Source organism: Streptomyces qinglanensis (assembly GCF_900111245.1).
GTDB classification, from domain to species: domain Bacteria; phylum Actinomycetota; class Actinomycetes; order Streptomycetales; family Streptomycetaceae; genus Streptomyces; species Streptomyces qinglanensis.
This window is the reverse complement of the sequence record NZ_FOGO01000002.1, coordinates 301,673-321,023: the sequence shown is the minus strand read 5'-3', so window position 1 is coordinate 321,023 and position 19,351 is coordinate 301,673. Positions and strand designations below refer to the sequence as shown.

The 19,351-nt window shown below is 71.4% G+C and carries 18 protein-coding genes and 1 tRNA gene; 6 read left to right on the top strand and 13 right to left on the bottom strand.

The genetic code is table 11. The annotated features are described in order from the left end of the window. Positions 1–117: 117 nt before the first annotated feature. From pknB to BMX65_RS05690, 6 genes are all read right to left on the bottom strand, one after another. Complete coding sequence (gene pknB, locus BMX65_RS05715; protein WP_074999032.1) at positions 118–2,079, bottom strand: Stk1 family PASTA domain-containing Ser/Thr kinase; 1,962 nt, start codon at positions 2,077–2,079, stop codon at positions 118–120. Positions 2,080–2,258: 179 nt separating this feature from the next. Continuing rightward, entirely contained in the window at positions 2,259–3,743 is a 1,485-nt protein-coding gene (locus BMX65_RS05710; protein WP_074999031.1) for a peptidoglycan D,D-transpeptidase FtsI family protein, read from the bottom strand. Further along, positions 3,740–5,164 carry an FtsW/RodA/SpoVE family cell cycle protein gene (locus BMX65_RS05705; RefSeq protein ID WP_074999279.1) on the bottom strand — a complete coding sequence of 475 codons (1,425 nt, stop codon included), beginning with the start codon at positions 5,162–5,164 and terminating at the stop codon, positions 3,740–3,742. Before BMX65_RS05705 ends, BMX65_RS05710 begins: the two co-directional genes overlap by 4 nt. A gap of 14 nt (positions 5,165–5,178) precedes the next feature. After that, on the bottom strand, positions 5,179–6,885 hold the full coding sequence (locus tag BMX65_RS05700) for a Stp1/IreP family PP2C-type Ser/Thr phosphatase (protein WP_074999030.1): 1,707 nt from the start codon (positions 6,883–6,885) through the stop codon (positions 5,179–5,181). 21 nt (positions 6,886–6,906) lie between these two features. After that, the gene (locus BMX65_RS05695; RefSeq protein WP_019356785.1) at positions 6,907–7,416 is read right to left on the bottom strand and encodes an FHA domain-containing protein FhaB/FipA; all 510 of its coding nucleotides are present in this window, start codon (positions 7,414–7,416) and stop codon (positions 6,907–6,909) included. A 10-nt stretch (positions 7,417–7,426) separates the two neighbouring features. Further along, positions 7,427–8,242, bottom strand: a complete 816-nt coding sequence (locus tag BMX65_RS05690) for an FHA domain-containing protein (RefSeq protein ID WP_074999029.1) — start codon at positions 8,240–8,242, stop codon at positions 7,427–7,429. 434 nt (positions 8,243–8,676) lie between these two features. Between BMX65_RS05690 and BMX65_RS05685 the strand changes: the two genes are divergently transcribed. Further along, a tRNA-Leu gene (locus BMX65_RS05685) sits at positions 8,677–8,760 on the top strand. A gap of 239 nt (positions 8,761–8,999) precedes the next feature. Here the strand turns inward: BMX65_RS05685 and BMX65_RS05680 are convergent. Beyond that, positions 9,000–9,656, bottom strand: coding sequence for an FMN-dependent NADH-azoreductase (locus BMX65_RS05680; RefSeq protein ID WP_074999028.1), 657 nt, complete (start codon positions 9,654–9,656; stop codon positions 9,000–9,002). A 108-nt stretch (positions 9,657–9,764) separates the two neighbouring features. On the opposite strand from BMX65_RS05680, the gene BMX65_RS05675 reads away from it, so the two are divergent. The 3 genes from BMX65_RS05675 (at position 9,765) to BMX65_RS05665 (ending at position 11,650) form a co-directional block, all read left to right on the top strand. Beyond that, positions 9,765–10,163 (top strand): winged helix-turn-helix transcriptional regulator, encoded by a 399-nt coding sequence (locus tag BMX65_RS05675; RefSeq protein ID WP_074999027.1) that lies wholly within the window; start codon positions 9,765–9,767, stop codon positions 10,161–10,163. A 237-nt stretch (positions 10,164–10,400) separates the two neighbouring features. Next, positions 10,401–11,306, top strand: coding sequence for a J domain-containing protein (locus BMX65_RS05670; RefSeq protein WP_074999026.1), 906 nt, complete (start codon positions 10,401–10,403; stop codon positions 11,304–11,306). Further along, positions 11,303–11,650: a rhodanese-like domain-containing protein gene (locus tag BMX65_RS05665; protein WP_019356790.1), complete on the top strand. Its 348-nt coding sequence runs from the start codon at positions 11,303–11,305 to the stop codon at positions 11,648–11,650. The genes BMX65_RS05670 and BMX65_RS05665 overlap by 4 nt, the downstream gene beginning before the upstream one ends. A gap of 174 nt (positions 11,651–11,824) precedes the next feature. Here the strand turns inward: BMX65_RS05665 and BMX65_RS05660 are convergent, their stop codons facing one another. The 6 genes from BMX65_RS05660 to paaA form a co-directional block, all read right to left on the bottom strand. Continuing rightward, positions 11,825–12,931 (bottom strand): acyl-CoA dehydrogenase family protein, encoded by a 1,107-nt coding sequence (locus BMX65_RS05660; protein ID WP_074999025.1) that lies wholly within the window; start codon positions 12,929–12,931, stop codon positions 11,825–11,827. Between the two features lie 143 nt (positions 12,932–13,074). Next, positions 13,075–14,184 carry a 2Fe-2S iron-sulfur cluster-binding protein gene (locus tag BMX65_RS05655; RefSeq protein ID WP_074999024.1) on the bottom strand — a complete coding sequence of 370 codons (1,110 nt, stop codon included), beginning with the start codon at positions 14,182–14,184 and terminating at the stop codon, positions 13,075–13,077. Then, positions 14,148–14,699, bottom strand: coding sequence for a 1,2-phenylacetyl-CoA epoxidase subunit PaaD (paaD, locus tag BMX65_RS05650; protein ID WP_074999023.1), 552 nt, complete (start codon positions 14,697–14,699; stop codon positions 14,148–14,150). Before paaD ends, BMX65_RS05655 begins: the two co-directional genes overlap by 37 nt. Continuing rightward, the gene (gene paaC / locus BMX65_RS05645) at positions 14,693–15,415 is read right to left on the bottom strand and encodes a 1,2-phenylacetyl-CoA epoxidase subunit PaaC (protein ID WP_074999022.1); all 723 of its coding nucleotides are present in this window, start codon (positions 15,413–15,415) and stop codon (positions 14,693–14,695) included. Before paaC ends, paaD begins: the two co-directional genes overlap by 7 nt. After that, entirely contained in the window at positions 15,412–15,696 is a 285-nt protein-coding gene (paaB, locus tag BMX65_RS05640) for a 1,2-phenylacetyl-CoA epoxidase subunit PaaB (RefSeq protein ID WP_074999021.1), read from the bottom strand. Before paaB ends, paaC begins: the two co-directional genes overlap by 4 nt. Beyond that, on the bottom strand, positions 15,693–16,877 hold the full coding sequence (gene paaA, locus BMX65_RS05635; RefSeq protein ID WP_074999020.1) for a 1,2-phenylacetyl-CoA epoxidase subunit PaaA: 1,185 nt from the start codon (positions 16,875–16,877) through the stop codon (positions 15,693–15,695). Before paaA ends, paaB begins: the two co-directional genes overlap by 4 nt. 235 nt (positions 16,878–17,112) lie before the next feature. Between paaA and BMX65_RS05630 the strand changes: the two genes are divergently transcribed. Together BMX65_RS05630 and BMX65_RS05625 are read left to right on the top strand one after the other, a co-directional pair. Beyond that, a complete protein-coding gene (locus tag BMX65_RS05630; protein ID WP_239502033.1) occupies positions 17,113–17,748 on the top strand; it encodes a DUF5819 family protein in 636 nt (211 codons plus the stop codon). Continuing rightward, the gene (locus BMX65_RS05625) at positions 17,745–19,274 is read left to right on the top strand and encodes an HTTM domain-containing protein (protein WP_074999018.1); all 1,530 of its coding nucleotides are present in this window, start codon (positions 17,745–17,747) and stop codon (positions 19,272–19,274) included. Before BMX65_RS05630 ends, BMX65_RS05625 begins: the two co-directional genes overlap by 4 nt. Positions 19,275–19,351: the final 77 nt, after the last annotated feature.

Below are 19,351 nucleotides of genomic sequence, written 5' to 3'. Positions count from 1 at the left end.
GAACGGCGGGCGCCGTCCGGAGCCGGTACTACCGGCTCGTGGTCGTCGCCCGCCGTCGATGCGGGTGCGTGCAGCCCGGCGGGTTGTCATCCAGCCCCGTCCGGTGCGGACGGTGGATCAGTCGGAGCCCCATCCGCCGCCGAAGAAGCCGCCGTCGTCCCCGCCGCCGTTGCCGTCGCCCGGACCGCCGGGCCGCGTGACGATGTCGACCTTGTCACCCTTCTTGCCCTGGGTGTTGGGCGGCGGGTTGGTGGTCATGACGATGGACTTGCCCTCCTGGGGGCCCTGGACGTTGCCGATCGTGAAGCCGGCCTCCTGGAGCGACTTCTTGGCGTCCTTGAGCTTCTGGTTGGTGACGTCCGGCACGATGGCGGGCTGGTCGGCGGGAGCCTTGGCGACGGTCAGCGTGATGGTGCTGCCCTCCGGCTGCTTCCCGGGCCCCGGGTCCTGCTTCAGCACGGTGCCGGCCGCCTTGCCCCCGTTCTCCTGCTCGGACTTGGAGACCTTGAAGCCGAGCGCCTCGAGCTGGCTCTTGGCCTGGTCGAAGGGCTTGTCGACGACGTTGGGCACGGTCGGCCGGGACTCGGTGGCCACGGTGAGCGTGACCTTGGAGCCCTTCTTGGCCTTCTGGCCGACGCCGGGGTCCTGGCTGAGCACGGTCCCGGCCTGCTGGTCCTCGGACTCCTGCTGCTTCTTGACGACCTTGAAGCCCGCCTCGTTGAGCTTCTGCTTGGCGTCCGCGTAGACGTCGCCGGTGACGTCGGGCACGCTGCGGGGTGCCTCGTCCCGCGGTCCCTTGGACATGATCAGGCTGACGGTGCTGTCGGGTTCGACGCTCTCGCCGATGCCCGGGTCCGTCTTGCAGACGGTGTCCTTCTTCTCGTCGCAGTAGACACTGTCGCCCTTGGCCGCCTTCAGCCCGGAGTTGCCGAGCTGCTCCTCGGCATCGGACGCGGACAGCCCGGTGACGTTGGGGACGTCGACATCGTTGCTGGGCGAGTCGAGCAGCGCCTTGCCGACGAAGATCGCGCCGACCAGTACCAGGATCACGGCGAGTGCCAGCAGGATCGTCGAGAGCGGGTTCTTGCCCTTGCGGCGGCTGCGCTGCTCGTCGTAGAAGCCGCCGTCGTCCGACCGCATCGGCGGCAGCATGGAGGTCTGCGGCTCCTGGGCGCGCAGCGCCGCGGTGGGCTGGTCCTCGGGGTAGCCGGCCGCGCCCATCGCCGCGGCGGCGACGGGCTGGCCGTCCAGGCACGCCTCGATGTCGGCGCGCATCTCGTCCGCGCTCTGGTACCGGTAGTCCGGGTCCTTGACGAGTGCCTTCATCACGATCGCGTCCATGGCGGGCGCGATCTCGGGGTCGAAGGCGCTGGGCGGCTGCGGCTCCTCGCGGACGTGCTGGTAGGCGACGGCGACCGGGGAGTCGCCGACGAACGGCGGCCGGACGGTCAGCAGCTCGTACAGCAGGCAGCCGGTGGAGTACAGGTCGGAGCGGGAGTCGACGGTCTCGCCCTTGGCCTGCTCGGGGGAGAGGTACTGCGCCGTGCCGATCACGGCGGCCGTCTGCGTCATGGTCATGCCGGAGTCGCCCATCGCGCGCGCGATGCCGAAGTCCATGACCTTCACCTGGCCGGTGCGGGTCAGCATGACGTTGGCGGGCTTGATGTCGCGGTGGACGATGCCGTTGCGGTGGCTGTACTCCAGGGCCTGGAGGATGCCGACGCACATCTCCATGGACCGCTCGGGCAGCAGCTTGCGCCCGGAGTGCAGCAGCTCACGCAGGGTGGAGCCGTCCACGTACTCCATGACGATGTACGGGATGGAGACCCCGTCGACGTAGTCCTCGCCCGTGTCGTAGACCGCGACGATCGCCGGGTGGTTGAGCGAGGCGGCCGACTGGGCTTCGCGGCGGAAGCGGGCCTGGAACGACGGATCGCGGGCGAGGTCGACGCGGAGCGTCTTGACCGCGACCGTGCGGCCCAGCCGGGTGTCCTGGGCGACGTAGACCTCGGCCATGCCGCCGCGGCCGAGCACCGAGCCCAGCTCGTACCGGCCGCCTAGGCGACGCGGCTCTTCCATAGTCTCCAGCCCTCTCCGGTCTTCCGTGCCGCGGCGCGTGGACCTCCCCCAGCCTCCGGCTGGGAGGTACCCCCACGCTTGCGACCCGGCGGTGTGCTGCTCGGCATACGGTACCCGCCACAGGGTGCGTGCCCGGTGCGGCCGTGGTGACCGGCCTCACCCGATGCTGCTGGTGTGCGTCAGTGCTTGCCGTCGAGGACGGCCTCCATCACGCCCTTGGCGATCGGGGCAGCCAGCTTGCCGCCCGCGATGTCGCTGCGGAGTGTGTCGGAACTCTCCACCACGACGGCGACCGCGACGGGAGATCCGTCACTGGTCTTCGCGTACGAGATGAACCATGCGTACGGATTGTCCTTGTTGTTCTCGCCGTGCTGTGCGGTACCGGTCTTGCCGCCCACCGTGACGCCGGGGATCTGGCCCGACTTTCCGGTGCCCTTCTCCACGACCGTCTCCATGGCCGACTGGAGCTTCTGCGCGTTCTCCGACGAGACCGGCCGGCTCAGCTCCTCCGGCTTGGTCTGCTCGACCACGTTGAGGTTCGGTGCGACGAGCTGGTCGACCATGTAGGGCTTCATCAGCTTGCCGTCGTTGGCGACGGCCGAGGCGACCATGGCCATCTGCAGCGGGGTGGCGCGGTTGGACGCCTGGCCGATGCCCGCCATCGCGTTCTGCGGACGGTTGTCCTTGGGGTAGATGCTCTTCGCGGGCCGCACCGGAGTGTCCAGGTCGGGGTCCAGTGTGCCGCCCTTGACGTCCTTCTCGAAGCCGAACTTCTCGGCTTCCTCGATCATCTTGTCGTTGCCCAACTGGTCACTCATCTTCGCGAAGACGGTGTTGCACGACCACTGGAGCGCGACCCGGATCGAGGCGTTCTTGCAGGCCGGGTTGTTGCCCTCGTTGCCCAGGTCGGTGGACGAGTTCGGCAGCCGGTACGGGTCCTCGGAGTCCGTCTTGGAGTCGAGGTCGTAGTCCCCGCTCTCCAGCCCCGCAGCCGCGGTGACGACCTTGAAGGTGGAGCCGGGCGGGTACGTCTGGCGCAGCGCCCGGTTGAGCATCGGCTGGTCCTCGTCGTCGTCCAGCTTCTTGAACTTCTCCCCGTCCTCGCCGCTGACGCCCGCGAAGGTGGACGGGTCGTAGGAGGGCTTGTTGGCCAGCGCGAGGATGGCGCCGGTCTTCGGGTTGATCGCCGCGACGGCGCCCTTCTTGTCGCCGAGCCCGTCGTAGGCCGCCTTCTGCGCCTTGGCGTTCAGCGTCGTGACGACGTTGCCGCCCTTCTGCGGCTTCCCGGTGATCATGTCGATCGTGCGGTTGAAGAACAGCCGGTCGTCGTCGCCCGTCAGGAACGAGTCGTAGAGCTTCTCCAACTGGTTGGCGCCGATCCGCTGGGAGGCGTACCCCGTGACCGGCGACCACAGCTTGCCGTTCTTGTAGGTGCGCTTGTACTTGAAGTCGGTGCCGTTGACGACCGTCGAGCCGGTGACCGCCTTGCCGTCCACGATGATGTTGCCGCGGGGCTGGGCGTAGCGCGCGATGTCCACGCGCCGGTTCTTCGGGTCGGTCTTGAGCTCGTCCGCCTGGACGAACTGCAGCCAGTTGGTCCGTACGAGCAGGGCCAGGACCAGCAGACCGCAGAAGATCGCGATGCGGCGCAGGGGCTTGTTCACGGTCGGACCACCTGGGTCATCTCGGCGTCGGGTGACGGTGCGGGTGCGGGCGCCGGGCGGCGGGCGGTGTCGCTGATCCTGATCAGAATGCCGATCAGCGCCCAGTTGGCGAGCACCGAGGAGCCGCCGGAGGCCAGGAACGGCATCGTCATACCGGTCAGCGGGATCAGGCCCATCACGCCGCCCGCGACGACGAAGACCTGGAGCCCGAAGGCGCCGGAGAGGCCGACGGCCAGCAGCTTGCCGAACGGGTCGCGGGCGGCGAGCGAGATGCGCACGCCGCGTTCGACGATCAGCCCGTAGATGATCAGGACGGCCATCATGCCGGTCAGCCCGAGTTCCTCGCCGACCGTGGCGAGGATGAAGTCGGAGTTGGCGGCGAAGCCGATCAGGTCCGAGTTGCCCTGGCCCCAGCCGGTGCCCAGCACCCCGCCCGAGCCGAACGCCCACAGCGACTGGGCGATCTGGTCGCTCCCGGTGCTCTCGATGGTCTCCTTGGCGAAGGGGTGCAGCCACGCCTGGACGCGGTCCTGCACGTGCGGCTCGAACGTGGCCACGACGGTGGCGCCGCCGGCCGACAGCAGCAGGCCGAAGACGATCCAACTGGTGCGCTCGGTGGCGACGTACAGCATGATCACGAAGAGGCCGAAGAAGAGCAGCGAGGTGCCCAGGTCGGTCTCGAAGACCAGGATCATCAGGCTCAGCGCCCAGATGACGAGGATCGGGCCGAGGTCCCGGCCGCGCGGCAGGTACAGCCCCATGAAGCGGCGGGACGCCAGGGCCAGCGCGTCGCGCTTGACCATCAGGTAGCCCGCGAAGAACACCGCGATGATGATCTTCACGAATTCACCCGGCTGCAGGTTGATGAAGCCCAGCTTCACCCAGATCCGGGCGCCGTTGACCGGCGGGAAGAACACCGGAAGCACCAGCAGCACCAGGCCGACGGCCATCGAGATGTAGGTGTAGCGCTGCAGGACGCGGTGGTCCTTCAGCAGCAGCAGGATCGCCACGAACAGCGCCAGCCCGATCGCGGAGTACATCAGCTGCTTGGGCGCGTCCGGACTGAAGCTGCCGAAGAGGCTCTCGGCGCGCTGGCGCAGCCGCTCGGACTGGTCCAGCCGCCAGATCAGCACCAGCCCGAGCCCGTTGAGCAGGGTGGCCAGCGGCAGCAGCAGCGGGTCCGCGTACGGCGCGTACCGGCGCACCACCAGGTGGCCGACCCCCGCCAGCAGCACCATGCCGAAGCCGTAGCCGAGCATGCCGGAGGGCAACTCGTCGTTGATCGCCAGTCCCACGTTGGCGTACGCGAAGACGGGGACGAGCACGGCGAAGACGAGCATCGCCAGCTCGGTGTTGCGGCGGCTGGGCAGTCCGCCCGAGGACACGGTGGTGTTGCTGCCCGTGTTGGTGAGGTTGCTCATGCCTGTGCCGCCCCCTACGGCCCGGTGCACTGCTTGGCCAGCTCCTGCTGCTTCTCCGAAAGCTCGGGGCTCGGTGAGGGAGTGCTGGAGGCGGCGTCAGTGGTGTCGTTGGTGGAGCCGGAGGTGAAGGCGGTGTGTGCGACGGTGCCCACACCGTTGCCGGCCTCGCCGACACCTGCGGTACCCGTGCCGGTGCCGCCGGTGGTCGCGTCGCCGGGCGCGTTCTGCTCGTCCTTGCGCTTCTTCTCGGAGTCGCCCGCCCCGTCGCCGGAGTCCTTGCTCTTGTCGCCCTTGTCCTTGTCCCCGGAGTCCCCGGAGTCCCCGGAGCCCCCGGAGTTCTTCTGCTCGGCGACGATCTTGCAGACTTCGGACTGGGCGCTCAGCTCGTCCAGTTTGGCGCGGGCCTCGTCGCGGCTGTTCATCGCGATCGTCTCGCGGAGTTCCTTGCGCTGGAAACCGGCGAGGTACTTGAGTTCGATCTCGGGGTGGTCCTGGTCGACCTTGTGCAGCTTGACGCCGGCCAGCTCCTGGTTGATGCCCCGGTAGAGGGCGACGTGGTCCTCGTTGGCGCCGACGTAGTACTGCGTCTGCGTCCACCGGTAACCGCCGTACAGGCCGCCCCCCGCGACGGCCAGCGCCAGCGCGATCCACAGCGAGCGCTTGAGCCAGCGGCCCTTGCGCTTGCCGGGCTTGGCGAAGTCCTCGTCGGTGTAGGGGCCGAACTCACCGGTCGGCGGGGCCGGGTCGGCGTTCGGCGGACCGAAGCCCTCGGAGGCCGCGGAGCCGCCCTGCGGGGGCACTCCCCCGCCGCGTCCGAGTTCCGCCGCCCGCGCCGCGGGGGTGCTGCGCGCCGTGCTGTCGCCGCCCGGTGCCTGCTGGCTCTCGGCGACCGCGCCGACGATGACGGGGGTGTCGTTGAGGCGGCCGTGCACGGTGTCCTCGGGGCTGAGGGCGTCCACGTCCAGCACGTCGGCGACGATGCAGGTGATGTTGTCGGGTCCGCCGCCGCGCAGTGCGAGCTGGATCAGCTCCTGCACGGTGTCCTGCGGGCCGTGGTACCCGGCCAGCGTCTCCTCGATGGTCTGGTGCGAGACCACTGCCGAGAGCCCGTCCGAGCACAGCAGATAGCGGTCACCGGCCCGCACCTCGCGGATCGAGAGGTCCGGCTCCACGTGGTCGCCGCTGCCCAGGGCGCGCATCAGGAGCGAGCGCTGCGGGTGGGTGGTGGCCTCCTCCTCGGTGATCCGGCCCTCGTCCACCAGCCGCTGCACCCAGGTGTGGTCCTGGGTGATCTGGGTGAGCTGGCCGTCCCGCAGCAGATAGGCACGGGAGTCGCCGACGTGCACCAGGCCGAGCCGGCGGCCCGTCCACAGCAGCGCGGTCAGCGTGGTGCCCATGCCCTCGAGCTGCGGGTCCTCCTCGACCATGACGCGCAACTGGTCGTTGGCGCGCTGCACGGTCGTCCCGAGGGAGGTGAGGATGTCCGAGCCGGGGATGTCCTCGTCGAGCTGGACCATGGCGGAGATCACCTCGGAGGAGGCGACCTCACCGGCGGCCTGGCCGCCCATGCCGTCGGCGACCGCGAGCAGCCGCGGACCGGCGTAGCCCGAGTCCTCGTTGTGCTCGCGGATCATGCCGTCGTGTGATCCGGCGGCGAAGTGCAGTGACAGGCTCATGCGCACCTCGCCCGTCGGCTCCGGGTACATCCGCACGGTGCCCACCCTCCGGTCGTCATGTCGGTACTACTTCCGCAGCTCGATGACCGTCTTGCCGATACGGATCGGCGCTTCGAGCGGGATCGGCGTCGGTGTGGTGAGCCGGGTCCGGTCGAGATACGTGCCGTTGGTCGACCCGAGGTCCTCGACGATCCACTTTCCGTCACGGTCCGGGTAGATCCTGGCATGCCGGCTGGACGCGTAGTCGTCGTCCAGCACGATCGTGGAGTCGTGTGCGCGGCCCAGGGTGATGGTCTGCCCCTGGAGGGCCACCGTGGTGCCGGTGAGCGACCCCTCGGTGACGACCAGTTTGCTGGGGGCGTTCCGGCCGCGCCCGCGCCTCCCGCCGCCGCCCTGCGGGGCCTGCTGCGGCTGGGGGCGCTGCGCGGGGCGCTGGGCCTCGGCCCGCCGGGCGGTGCGCTGCGTCACCCTGGTGCCGAACAGGTCGCTCCTGATGACCTGGATGGACACGATGACGAACAGCCACAGTACGGCGAGAAACCCCAACCGCATGACCGTGAGGGTCAGCTCTGACATTGCCCCCGCTTCACCCTTCGGCTTGCCGGTAAATGATCGTGGTACTGCCCACGACGACACGTGAGCCGTCGCGGAGCGTAGCGCGCGTGGTGTGCTGTCCGTCTACCACGATCCCGTTCGTGGAGCCCAGATCCTGGATCGAGGAGGGGTTTCCGGCCCGGATCTCGCAGTGCCGGCGGGAGACTCCGGGGTCGTCGATCCGTACGTCGGCCTCGGTGCTGCGGCCGAGGACCAGGGTCGGGCCGGAGATCTGGTGGCGGTTGCCGTTGATCTCGACCCAGCGCCGCGTCTCGGTGCCCGGCAGCGGCCCGGCCGACCCGGAGGGACCCGGCGCGTAGGACGGCGGGGAGCTGGGTGCGGGCGGCGCCGACGCGGGGCGCGGCGGGTATCCGCCGGCGCCGCCGCCTCCGGCCGGGGCCGCGCCGCCGTGCTGCGGGGCCTGCTGGGAGGTGCTGGAGGCGAGGGTGCGGCTGCGTACCCGGTAGAGGCCGGTGTCGAGATCGTCGGCCTTCTCCAGATGGACCTTGATCGGTCCCATGAACGTGTAGCGCTGCTGCTTGGCGTAATCCCGCACCATGCTGGCGAGTTCGTCCCCGAGTTGGCCCGAGTAGGGGCTGAGCCGCTCGTAGTCGGGCGGGCTGAGTTCGACGACGAAGTCGTTGGGGACGACCGTGCGCTCGCGATTCCAGATCGTTGCGTTGTTGTCGCACTCGCGCTGGAGAGCGCCCGCGATCTCCACAGGCTGCACCTCGGATTTGAACACCTTCGCGAAGGTGCCGTTCACGAGTCCTTCGAGCCGCTGCTCGAACCGCTTCAGTACTCCCACGACGCACCTCCTTCCCAGCTGCTCTCCGGCCTAGTGCCTGCTTCGTCCCTGGTGGCTGTCTCGATGTCTCCGTCCCAGTGTCCCCGGCTTTCGGGCACGACGCTTCCGCGGTACTGCTTACTGATCGTATCCACGCGCGGGGGGAACGACTGGTTCCCCACCGGGGCCCGGTGCTCAAGTGTTGCCCCTCACAGTGGTCCGCGCGTGCCCCCGCCCGCAGTCGCGTACCGCCCTACACCCTTGCATGGATAGTAGAGCGCCCGCGCTGGGTCCCGCACCGAGTGTCCGGCCTGGTGCGGTGACCCCGCGGGTGGTGGCCGGTGGAAGGCTCCGAGGTGGCGGGGCGGAATACGGATGTGAGTCCACCCCCGGCAGCGTGCTAATCTTCTGGATGTCGGCAGGCGCCCGCACCGGGCGAGCCGGCAACACCCAATGCGCGGGTGGCGGAATAGGCAGACGCGCTGGATTCAGGTTCCAGTGTCCGAAAGGACGTGGGGGTTCAACTCCCCCCTCGCGCACAGCGACGAAGGCCCTCACCGGATTCCGGTGGGGGCCTTCGTCATGTGCCGCGCGTCCTGCGTCGCGTCCTGTACTGCGTCCCGCGTCGCGTCCTGCACCGCGTCCTGCGGGGGGCGTGTGTCCGCGGCAGTCGCCGCTTCTCCGCGGTGTTCGCCGGTGTTCGCCGGTGTCCGCTTCGGCGGCGTCGCGGCCCCGGAGTCCTGCCGGGGTGCCGGGGGGCGGGTCCGGCGGTCGTCGGTCAGGCCGCGAGCCGGGCCGCCAGTTCCTTGCCGCGGCTTTCGGCGGCCTCATGGGCCCGGGCCCGGGAGGTCCTGGCCGGCTCGACGAGGTGCTCCATGCCCGGCGTCGACGCGGCCAGCGTGAGCTCCGGCACGATGAACTCGACATCCAGCCCGAAGCCCTCCGGGCCCAGCACCGTCTCCAGGTAGGGCAGGACGAACTCGAAGTTCTCGCGCGGGGTGCCGGGGCCGTAGCCGCCGCCCCTGCTGGCGACCACCGTGGCGGGCTTCCCGGCGGCTGTCCGGGCCTCGGCGGCGGTGGTGCGCCCCATGAGGATCACGTGGTCCAGCCATGCCTTGAGAGTCGAGGGGATCGCGTAGTTGTACATCGGGGCGCCGATCAGCACCGCGTCCGCCGCTTCCAGCTCCCCGATCAGCTGCTCGCGCAGCGCGAAGGCGGCGGCCTGTTCGGCGGTGCGGTCGGCGGGGGCCGTGAAGCCGGCGCCCGCGCCGAGGCTCTCCAGGTGCGGGACCGGGTCCGCGTTCAGGTCGCGGTAGATCACCTGTCCGTCCGGGTGCTGGGCCTGCCACGCCGCGCGGAAGGAGGCGGTGACGGAGCGGGAGACCGAGGCGCCGTCGGGGAAGACCGAGGTGTCGAGGTGCAGGAGAGTAGCCATGGGTAGCTCCTAGTGATTCGTAAGCTGTCGAACTTTCCGACGTAACTAGGTATAGCACAGGGGCTTACTTTTCTGCATCCACTTGCGGTGGCGCAGTATCCTGGAGCCATGTCAGAGCTTGGAGAGGTGCGCGATCAGTCGCAGGAGGGGGTCGCGGCCGCGGTCTGCACCCCGCCGGAGAGCGCCGTCACCCGCGTCTTCCATGTGCTCGGCAAGCGGTGGACGGGGCTGATCCTGGCCGCCCTGATGAGCGGCCCGGGCCACTTCACCGAGCTGCGCCGCGCCGTTCCGGGCATCAGCGAGCGGATGCTCTCCGACCGGCTGACCGAACTGGCGACGCTCGGCCTGGTCTTCCGCTCCGTCGAGGAGGGCCCGCCGCTGCGGGTCAGCTACCGCCTCACCGACTCCGGGCACGCGCTGAAGCCCGCCATGGTGGAGCTCACCCGCTGGGCAGACGGCCACCTCCCGGACTCCGCGGGGTCCTGTCCGGAAGCATTCCGGCGCTGAGCCCGGGAAGCTCTGTCCCGGGCTGATCCGTCCTGTCCCGGCCTGCTCCGTCCTGTCCTACCGGCCCCCGGGGCCCGGGGTTCCGTCTCCTGTCCCTCGTCCCTCCCCGTCCCCCGTCCCCCGTCCCCCCCCCGTCCCCCGTCCCTCGTCCCCCGTCCCCCGTCCCCGCCCCATCCCTCCCGGCCCACCGGACCGTCCGGATCCGGGGCGGCGCGCGGCGGTCGTAGGGTGGTCCCGATGAACTCCAACTCCCCCGCCCAGGCGAGCGAAGATCCCCCGGCGAGCGACACCCCGGAGTCCCCTGCTCCCGGGGCGGAGGCTCCGGAGGCGAGTCGGCCGCCGGAGGCGAGCGCGGAGCCCGGCACCGAGCGCCTGGAGAAGGCGGTACGGGCCGCGGAGGCCGCGCTGATCGAGTACGAGATCGCGGTCGAGACCTTCCGCGTCGAGGTGGAGAACTTCTCCCGGCTGCACCACCAGCGGCTGGGCCCCGTCTACGCGCGGCTCGACGAGCTGGAGGCGCAGATCGCGGAGGCCATCGCGGCCCGCACCGGCGACCCCGAGGACATCCGGAAGGCCGACGCGGCACGCGGCGCCGTCCTGCCCATGCCCCAGGTCGAGGAGCTCTTCTTCGGCTGGATCGACTCGACCGGCATGCTCCCCGAGGCCCAGGCGATGCTCAACGAGCAGCCCGTCAGTCCGCCGGGCCGGGTGCGGCCCAGCGAGGAGGCCCGCAAGGCGTACCGGGACCTGGTGCGCAAGGCCCACCCCGACCTCGCGCAGGACGACGCCGAGCGCGAGCGGCGGGAGGCGTTCCTCGTGCGGGTGAACAAGGCGTACGCGGACGGTGACGCGCCCGCGCTCGCCGCACTCGCCGAGGAGTGGGAGGCGGGCCCGCTGCCCGCTCCCATGGCCGAACTGTTGCGCAGCGAGGAGCTGTACGCCCGGCTGGAGTGGCTGGCGCGGCGCAAGGAGATGCTCGCCGACATGGCCGCGGAGCTGGAGGAAAGCGCGATCGGGGCCATGCTGAAGCTGGCGCCCGACGATCCCGACGCGCTGCTGGACGAGATCGCCGAGCAACTGCTCGGACAGGTGGCCGAGCGCGAGCGGGAGCTCGCCCGGCTGAGAGAGGGAGAGCAGGAATGAACCCCGTTCCCGGGCAGGTACGGCAGACCGACGCCGCCTCCGTGCCGGCCGACGCGCTGCTGCTGGACGTCCGCGAGGACGACGAATGGGCCGCCGGACGCGCTCCCGGCGCGCTGCACATCCCGATGAGCGAGTTCGTCGCCCGGCAGGGCGAGCTGACCGAACGCCTCGGTGACGGCGGTCCGGTGTACGTCGTCTGCCGGGTCGGCGGCCGCTCGGCGCAGGTCGCGGGCTACCTCTCCCAGCAGGGTGTGGACGCGGTCAACGTCGACGGCGGGATGCTGGCCTGGCAGAGCGCGGGCCGCCCGCTGGAGGGCGACGCGGACCCGGCGTTCGTACAGTGACGGCTCGCCGGTGACCGATCCGCCGGTGACCGATCAGCGGGTGACCGGCTCGCCGGTGACCGGTCCGTCCCCCCGCCTGACGGCGGTCCGCGGCGGTGCGGGACGATCCCGCCCGCGCGGGCCCGGCGGACGGCCGGGGCGGGCGTCCCGTACGGGCCGGGCCGGGCGCGGAACTCAGCGGACGGCGAGCTCGGCGAGGGCCGCCTCGTGCGCTGCTGCCGGGCCGTAGGAGAGCTCCCACTGCTTGGCCCAGGCGTGGAAGCGGTGCAGCGGATACTCGGTGTCGGCGCCCATGCCGCCGTGCAGATGCTGCGCCGTCTGCACCACCCTGCGCACACCGTCGGACGCCCACATCTTCGCCACGGCCACATCGGCCGGATCCAGCCGCCAGGCGGCCTGCCAGAGCGTCGCCTCCATGGCGCGCAGGTCGATGTACCGGTCGGCCGCCTGGACGGCCACCGCCTGGAACGTGGCGACGGGGAACCCGAACTGCTCGCGTCGGCTGACGTACTCGCTGGTCATCTCCAGCACCCGGTTTCCCAGACCGAGCGCCAGCGCGCAGGTGCCGGTGGTCAGCAGCCGGTGCAGCCGGTCCGTCGCACCGGGTGCGTCGAGGACGTCGCGGGCCGCCACCCGCGCCCCGTCCAGTCGCACCTCGGCGTAGCGCTCGCCGTTGGTGGACGCCTGCGCGGCGAGGGTGACCCCGGCACCGCCCTCGGGCGCGACGAGCGCCAGCAGCGTGCGGCCCTCGGCCGTGTGCGCCGGTACGACGACGAGGTCGGCCGTCTCCGCCCACGGCACGGCCGTCTGGACCCCGTCCAGGACCCAGCCGCCCTCGTCGTCCTCCGCCGGGTTCGCCCGCACGGCGCGTTCGGCAGGCTCATGGCCCGTGCGTCCCTGCCCCGCGACGGTGAGCGCCAGCTCGCCCGCCACGACCCGCGGCAGCAGCGCGGTCTGCTGCTCCGCGGACCCGTGGGCGGCCAGGATCCAGGCCGCGGCACTGGTCTCCAGCAGCGGCACCCGAGCCAGTACCCGGCCGGCCTCGCGCAGCACCAGGCACAGCGCCACTGGGTCCAGCCCCAGGCCGCCGTGCGCCTCGGGCACGGTGAGCCCGAGCAGGTCGGCCCGCGCCAGCCGCTGCCACAGCTCCCGGTCGAAGTCCTCGGCGACCGCGCCGGGTGACAGGGCGGGACTGCCCACGGAGTCCGGGGCGACCACCGAGAAGACGCCCCTGGCGGCTTCCTGGGCGGCCTGCTGCTCTTCGCTGAAGCTGAAGTCCATGGCGCTCTCCCCGGGTTGCCCTCCCAAACGAACTGACGATGCGTCAGATTAAAGGCCGGGGAGGAACTGCGCCAGAGGGCCGGAGCACCCGGAGCACCCGGAGGGCCGGAACCGGCCGCGCCGATCCCTCGGCGGCGGAGGCCCTACGCGTCGAAGTCCACCTCCACCTCCTCCGTGAGGGGGTGGGACTGGCAGGCCAGGACATAGCCGACCGACAACTCCTCCTCCTCCAAGGCGAAGTTGCGGTCCATATGCACCTCACCGCCCAGCAGCCGGGCGCGGCAGGTGCCGCAGACCCCGCCCTTGCAGGCGTACGGGGCATCGGTCCGGTTCCGCAGCACCGCCTCCAACAGGCTCTCCCCCTCCCGCACCGGCCAACTGCCGCTGCGCCCGGCCAGGGTGGCGCGCACCGTGGCGGATCCGGGCACCGTCCGGGCGGGCGGCGGAGGTGCCGCGGCGGCCGCCTCCGCGTGAAAGATCTCCTGGTGGACGCGGTTCGCGGGTACCTCCAGCGTCCGCAGCGCCTTGGCCGCGCCCTCCACCAGCCCCAGCGGGCCGCACAGGAACCAGCCGTCCGTCTCCCGCACCCCGGGCCCGGACAGCAGTGCGGGCAGCAACGCGGTCAACCGCTCCTCGTCCAGCCGCCCGGAGGGCAGTCCACTGTGCTGCTCCTCGCGGGAGAGCGCCGTCACCAGATGGAAGCGCCCTGGATAGCGGTCCTTGAGGTCGGCCACCTCTTCCAGGAACATCGTCGAGTCCGTGCTGCGATCGCTGCGTATCAGGCAGAAGCGGGCCTCCGGCTCGCGTGCCAGCAGCGTGCCCGCGATGGACAGCACCGGAGTGATGCCGCTGCCGCCCACCACGGCGGCGAACCGGCCCGCACGGGGCTCCAGCACGAACCGGCCCATCGGCGGCAGGGCCTCGACGGTGCCGCCCGCGGTCAGCTCCTTGAGCGCGTACGTCGAGAACTCGCCGCCCTCCACCAGCCGGATACCCACCCGGAGCGTCTCGGGCCGGGGCGTGGCCGGGTCGCACAGCGAGTAGGTGCGGCGGATCTCCTCGCCCCGCTCGTTCCTCCGCCGCAGGGTGAGGTGCTGGCCCGGGGTGTAGCCGAAGGTCTCCCGCAGTTCGGGCGGCACCTCGAGGGTGAGTGCGGCCGCGTCGTCGGTCAGCGGCTCGACCGAGCGGACGCGCAACGGATGGAAGGCGGGCACCCTCACACCTCCTTGAAGTGGTCGAACGGCTCCTGACATGCGGTGCAGCGCCGCAGCGCCTTGCAGGCCGTGGACGAGAACCGGCTGAGCAGCTCCGTGTCCGCCGCGCCGCAGTGCGGGCAGCGGACCGGCTCCGGAGCGGACGGCCGCGCGTGTTCCGTCGTGTGCCGGGTGGGGGAGAGGCCCAGCAGGACGGGGCCCGGGTCGGCGGTGCGGGCCCCGGGGCGCGGCGGGGCGACGCCGTGCTCGGCGAGCTTGCGGCGGCCCTCCGCGCTGATGTCGTCACTCGACCAGGGCGGCACCAGCACCGTGCGGACCTCGACCTGTGCGGCACCGGCGGACCGCAGCACCTGTTCGATGTCCGCGGCCATCGCCTCGACGGCCGGGCAGCCGGTGTAGGTCGGGGTCAGCTCGACCAGCACGTGCCCTGGCTCCGGTTCCTCCACCCGGCGCAGCACGCCCAGTTCGGCGAGGGTGATCACCGGCAGCTCCGGATCGGGCACCGCCCCGGCCAGCGCGGCGAAGGAGGCCGACCGGGACGACGCGGTCACCATGCCGCCCCCGGATGGCTGCGGTGCAGGTGCTGCATCTCGGCCAGCAGCAGTCCGAACGGCTCGGTGTGCAGCCCCTGGCGGCCCGCACCGGCCGACCAGGCACCCTCGCTCGGGCCCGCCGGGACGGTGAGTCCGGCGCGGGCGAAGACGTCGCCGATGGAGGCGTGCCACTCCTCCGCCAGCCCCGGCCAGTCCACCTCCAGCCCTTCGACGGGCTGGAAGAGTTCGCCCGTGTACCGCCACAGCGTGTCGGCGGCGCGCTGGGTACGGGTGTGGCTCTCCTCGGTGCCGTCGCCCAGCCGCAGGGTCCACTGCTCCGCGTGGTCGCGGTGGTAGGCCGTCTCGCGGACGGCCTTGGCCGCCAGCGGAAGCACCGGGGAGAGCTGGGCGAAGAGCGGCTGCTGGTAGGTGGAGAAGAAGAGCTGCCGGACGATGGTGTGGGCGAAGTCGCCGTTGGGCTGCTCGGTCAACTGGCAGTTGCGGAAAGCGCGTTCCTCCCGGAGGAAGGCGATCTCGTCCTCGCTGCCCAGGAGGTCGGAGAGTCCGGCGTACAGGGCGCGGGCCTGGCCCAGCAGGTCCAGCGCGATGTTGGCCAGCGCCACCTCCTCCTCCAGGACCGGGGCGTGCCCGGCCCACTCGCCGAGGCGGTGGGAGAGGATCAGCGCGTCGTCGCCGAGCGGGAGGGTCGCCGGCGCCGGGGGTGCGGGGCTGGTCACAGGTTCCGCACCCCCTCGGGCACCTCGTAGAAGGTCGGATGGCGGTAGGGCTTGTCGGCGGCGGGTGCGAAGAAGGGGTCCTTCTCGTCGGGCGAGGAGGCGGTGATCTCGTCGGAGGGGACCACCCACAGGGAGACGCCCTCGGAGCGGCGGGTGAACAGGTCCCGCGCGTTGCGGAGCGCCATCTGGGCGTCCGGGGCGTGCAGGCTGCCCGCGTGGGTGTGCGAGAGGCCGCGCCTGCTGCGGACGAAGACCTCCCACAGGGGCCATTCGGCGCTCATGCTCGACTCCTCGTGCTCCGGGAGGCGGACGGCGCACCCGCGCCGTCCGGTGCGGTGTCCGGTGCGGTGTCCGGTGCGGTGTTCGGCTGTGCCGGGCCGGCGGCTGCCGGCTCCACCCGGTCGTCCCGGTCCGCGGCGGTGCGGTCGGCAGCGTGGTCGGCGGTGTGGCCGGTGGCGTGCGTGGCGGTGTGCTTGGCGGCGTGCGCCGCTGCCGCCTCCCGGACCCAGGCGCCGTTCTCGTGCGCCGTGCGGCGGCGGTGCAGCCGCTGCTCGTTGCAGGGGCCGTTGCCCTTGAGCACCTCGCGGAACTCCTGCCAGTCGATGGCGCCGAAGTCCCAGTGGCCGCGCTCCTCGTTCCAGCGCAACTCGGGGTCGGGCAGAGTCACGCCCAGCGCCTCGGCCTGGGGCACGCAGATGTCCACGAAGCGCTGCCGCAACTCGTCGTTGGAGTGCCGTTTGATCTTCCAGGCCATGGACTGCGCACTGTGCGACGACTCGTCGTCCGGTGGGCCGAACATCATCAGCGAGGGCCACCACCAGCGGTCCACCGCGTCCTGTGCCATCGCACGCTGGGCCTCGGTGCCGCGGGTCAGGGCCAGCAGCAGTTCGTAGCCCTGGCGTTGGTGGAAGGACTCCTCCTTGCAGATGCGCACCATGGCACGGGCGTAGGGGCCGTACGAGCAGCGGCACAGCGGTACCTGGTTGGTGATGGCCGCGCCGTCCACCAGCCAGCCGATGGCGCCGACGTCCGCCCAGGTGAGCGTGGGGTAGTTGAAGATCGAGGAGTACTTCTGGCGGCCGGCGTGCAGCTTGTCGAGCAGTTCGTCGCGGCTCGTGCCCAGCGTCTCGGCGGCGCCGTAGAGGTACAGGCCGTGGCCCGCCTCGTCCTGCACCTTGGCCATCAGGATCGCCTTGCGGCGCAGCGAGGGGGCGCGGGTGATCCAGTTCGCCTCCGGCTGCATGCCGATGATCTCGGAGTGCGCGTGCTGGGCGATCTGGCGCACCAGGGTGGAGCGGTAGGTGTCCGGCATCCAGTCCCGCGGCTCGATGCGCTCGTCGGCGGCGACCGCGGCGTCGAAGGCGGCCTGTACGTCCTCGGCCTCCAGTCCGGGGCCGGAGCCGTCCGGCGGCCCGTCCGCTCCCGCCGCGCGGCCGCGCGGCGGCGATGTCACCGGTGTCATAGAGCCCCCTGATCCCTCGGTTTCCAGCCGACCGACCGATCGTTCGGTTCAAGGATGAGTGCGGGGTCCGGGGCTGTCAAGAGCGAATGCCGCCGACCGACGGGGCGGAGGGGCTCCGCCCCAGTACCCTCTGAGAGTCTCTGAGGCGGACCAGCCCGGTCATGGGCATGAAAAACATGGGGAGCAGGGGTAGGGCATGGAGCCAGCGGCGCACCAGGCGCCCGGGGGGGAAGGCATGCGCGGGATCGCCGCGCTCTCGCTGCCCGCGCGGATCTTCGTCGCGATAGCCGTGGCCGTCGTCACGGTCGGAATCGCGTTCCACGTGGCGATGGTCTTCCTGCAGACAGCCCCGGAAAACACGATCAGCAAGCGGCACGGGGAACTCGTCGACTCCTACGTCTACCCGGAGTTCGAGCGCAACTGGAAACTGTTCGCCCCCAATCCGCTGCAGCAGAACGTCGCCGTGCACGCTCGCGCCACGGTCGCCAAGGACGGCAGCACGGAGACCACCGGCTGGGTCGATCTGAGCGCCATGGACGGCGCGGCCATCCACGGCAACCCGGCTCCCAGCCACACCCAGCAGAACGAACTGCGCCGCGCCTGGGAGTTCTACGTCGACAACCACGACGAGAAGGGCAAGCCCGTCGGGCTCCGCGGCGCGCTCTCCGAGCAGTACATCAAGCGCATCGTGATGCTGCGCTTCGGCCCCGAACTCAACGGCGGCAGCGTCGAGCGCATCCAGGTGCGCTCCGCCGTCACTCCGGTCGCCCCGCCCGACTGGAGCGACGAGCGCACCGAGGTGAAGACCAGGTACACCGTGCAGCCCTGGTGGCACGTCACCAGCGCCGACCTGCCGGGAGGCGGCAAGTGACCGACCAGGGACGGTACATGGGGGTGCACGGCCTGCGCGTGCGGATCGAGCGGTGCGTCTCGCGCGGTCTGACCCGGGTCACCGCGCAGGCGCTCGGCCCCTACCAGACGGCGATCGTGCGGATCGGATTCGGCGCGGCGTGGTTCTTCTTCCTGCTGCGCGAGTGGCCGCACCGGCAGGAGCTCTACGGGCCCGACAGCCCGTGGTCGTGGGGGCTGGCGGAGCGGCTCATCGAGACCAACGACGCCTTCTCGGTCCTGATGTGGTCCAGCAGCGACAACTGGTTCCAACTCGTCTACGTCGTCGCGCTGGCGGCGGCCGCCGCCGTGCTGCTCGGCTGGCACACCCGGGCCGCCACCGTGCTGTTCATGGTCGGGGTGCTCTCGCTGCAGAACCGCAGCGTCTTCATGGGGGACGGCGGCGACAATGTCATCCATCTGATGTCGATGTACCTCGTCTTCACCCGCTGCGCGCAGGTGTGGTCCCTGGACGCCCGGCGCGCGGCGCGCGCCCTGCGGCGCCGGGAGGCCGCGGCGGACCACCCGGAGGAGCTCCGGGCCGCGCAGCCGGGAACGGACGCCGAGACGTCGGCCGGTGAGCGGTCAGTCGGTGAGCGGTCAGTCGGTGCCTCGTCGGTCGGTGCCTCGTCGAACGGTGAGCTGTCGAACGGTGACCTGCCGGCCGGAGAGGTCGCCGGAGCCGCGGCCCGGGCCGGGGGCAGCACCGGCGACGAGGCGGGTCCGCGCCCGGCGGGTGCGGCTTCGGGGTCCGGGCCGGCGCCCGGTGCCGGGGCGCGTCCGGCCGGGACCGACGCCGGGGTCGGCGGCGTGGTGCTGTGGACCGTGTTCGGCGCGGTACTGCTGGGCAGCACCGTCGCGGGCGGGTTCACCGTCGGCTGGGCCCTCTTCTACTGGGGGCTGTGGGCCGTGCACGGAATGTGGTGGTCCGTCCAGCGGGCCGCCGCGCGCGGCGGTGCGGCGGTACGCGAGCTGCGCGACGTGTGCGACATCCTCGCCAACCTGGTGCACAACGGCGTGCTGCTCGTCATCATGATCGAAGTCTGCCTGGTCTACTCGACGGCCGGTTGGTTCAAGATCCAGGGCACCCGCTGGCAGGACGGCACGGCCGTCTACTACCCGATGAACCTGGACTACTTCACACCCTGGCCCGACCTGAGCCACCTGCTGGCGGCCAACGGCGTCATGGTCTTCCTGGTCACCTACGGCACCGTCGCCACCCAGGTCGCCTTCCCCTTCACCCTCCTCAACCGGCGGGCGAAGAACGTCCTGCTGGCCTTCATGATCGCGGAGCACGTCAGTATCGCCGTGCTGCTCGGACTGCCGTTCTTCTCGCTGGCGATGATCGCGGCCGACGCCGTCTTCCTGCCGACCGTCTTCCTGATGTGGCTCGGCCGGAGCACCGCCGCACTGGGCGGCCGGGCGGGGGGCCTGCTGCCGGGCCGCGGCCGCCGGGTGCCCCTGCCGGAGCCGGAACCCGCGGCGGAGGTCCCGAAGGTGTCCGTCTGAGGCCGCCCCGCGGGTGCCGGTCCACGGGCCCGGGGGCGCCGCCTGCCGGAGTGCCGGAGGTCCGGACGCGTGGTCCG

Coding starts and splice junctions, on each gene's coding strand:
- pknB (WP_074999032.1), bottom strand. CDS start 2,079: ATGGAAGAGCCGCGTCGCCTAGGCGGCCGGTACGAGCTGGGCTCGGTG.
- BMX65_RS05705 (WP_074999279.1), bottom strand. CDS start 5,164: ATGAGCAACCTCACCAACACGGGCAGCAACACCACCGTGTCCTCGGGC.
- BMX65_RS05695 (WP_019356785.1), bottom strand. CDS start 7,416: ATGTCAGAGCTGACCCTCACGGTCATGCGGTTGGGGTTTCTCGCCGTA.
- BMX65_RS05680 (WP_074999028.1), bottom strand. CDS start 9,656: ATGGCTACTCTCCTGCACCTCGACACCTCGGTCTTCCCCGACGGCGCC.
- BMX65_RS05675 (WP_074999027.1), top strand. CDS start 9,765: ATGTCAGAGCTTGGAGAGGTGCGCGATCAGTCGCAGGAGGGGGTCGCG.
- BMX65_RS05670 (WP_074999026.1), top strand. CDS start 10,401: ATGAACTCCAACTCCCCCGCCCAGGCGAGCGAAGATCCCCCGGCGAGC.
- BMX65_RS05665 (WP_019356790.1), top strand. CDS start 11,303: ATGAACCCCGTTCCCGGGCAGGTACGGCAGACCGACGCCGCCTCCGTG.
- BMX65_RS05660 (WP_074999025.1), bottom strand. CDS start 12,931: ATGGACTTCAGCTTCAGCGAAGAGCAGCAGGCCGCCCAGGAAGCCGCC.
- BMX65_RS05655 (WP_074999024.1), bottom strand. CDS start 14,184: ATGTCAGGAGCCGTTCGACCACTTCAAGGAGGTGTGAGGGTGCCCGCC.
- paaD (WP_074999023.1), bottom strand. CDS start 14,699: ATGGTGACCGCGTCGTCCCGGTCGGCCTCCTTCGCCGCGCTGGCCGGG.
- paaB (WP_074999021.1), bottom strand. CDS start 15,696: ATGAGCGCCGAATGGCCCCTGTGGGAGGTCTTCGTCCGCAGCAGGCGC.
- paaA (WP_074999020.1), bottom strand. CDS start 16,877: ATGACACCGGTGACATCGCCGCCGCGCGGCCGCGCGGCGGGAGCGGAC.
- BMX65_RS05630 (WP_239502033.1), top strand. CDS start 17,113: ATGCGCGGGATCGCCGCGCTCTCGCTGCCCGCGCGGATCTTCGTCGCG.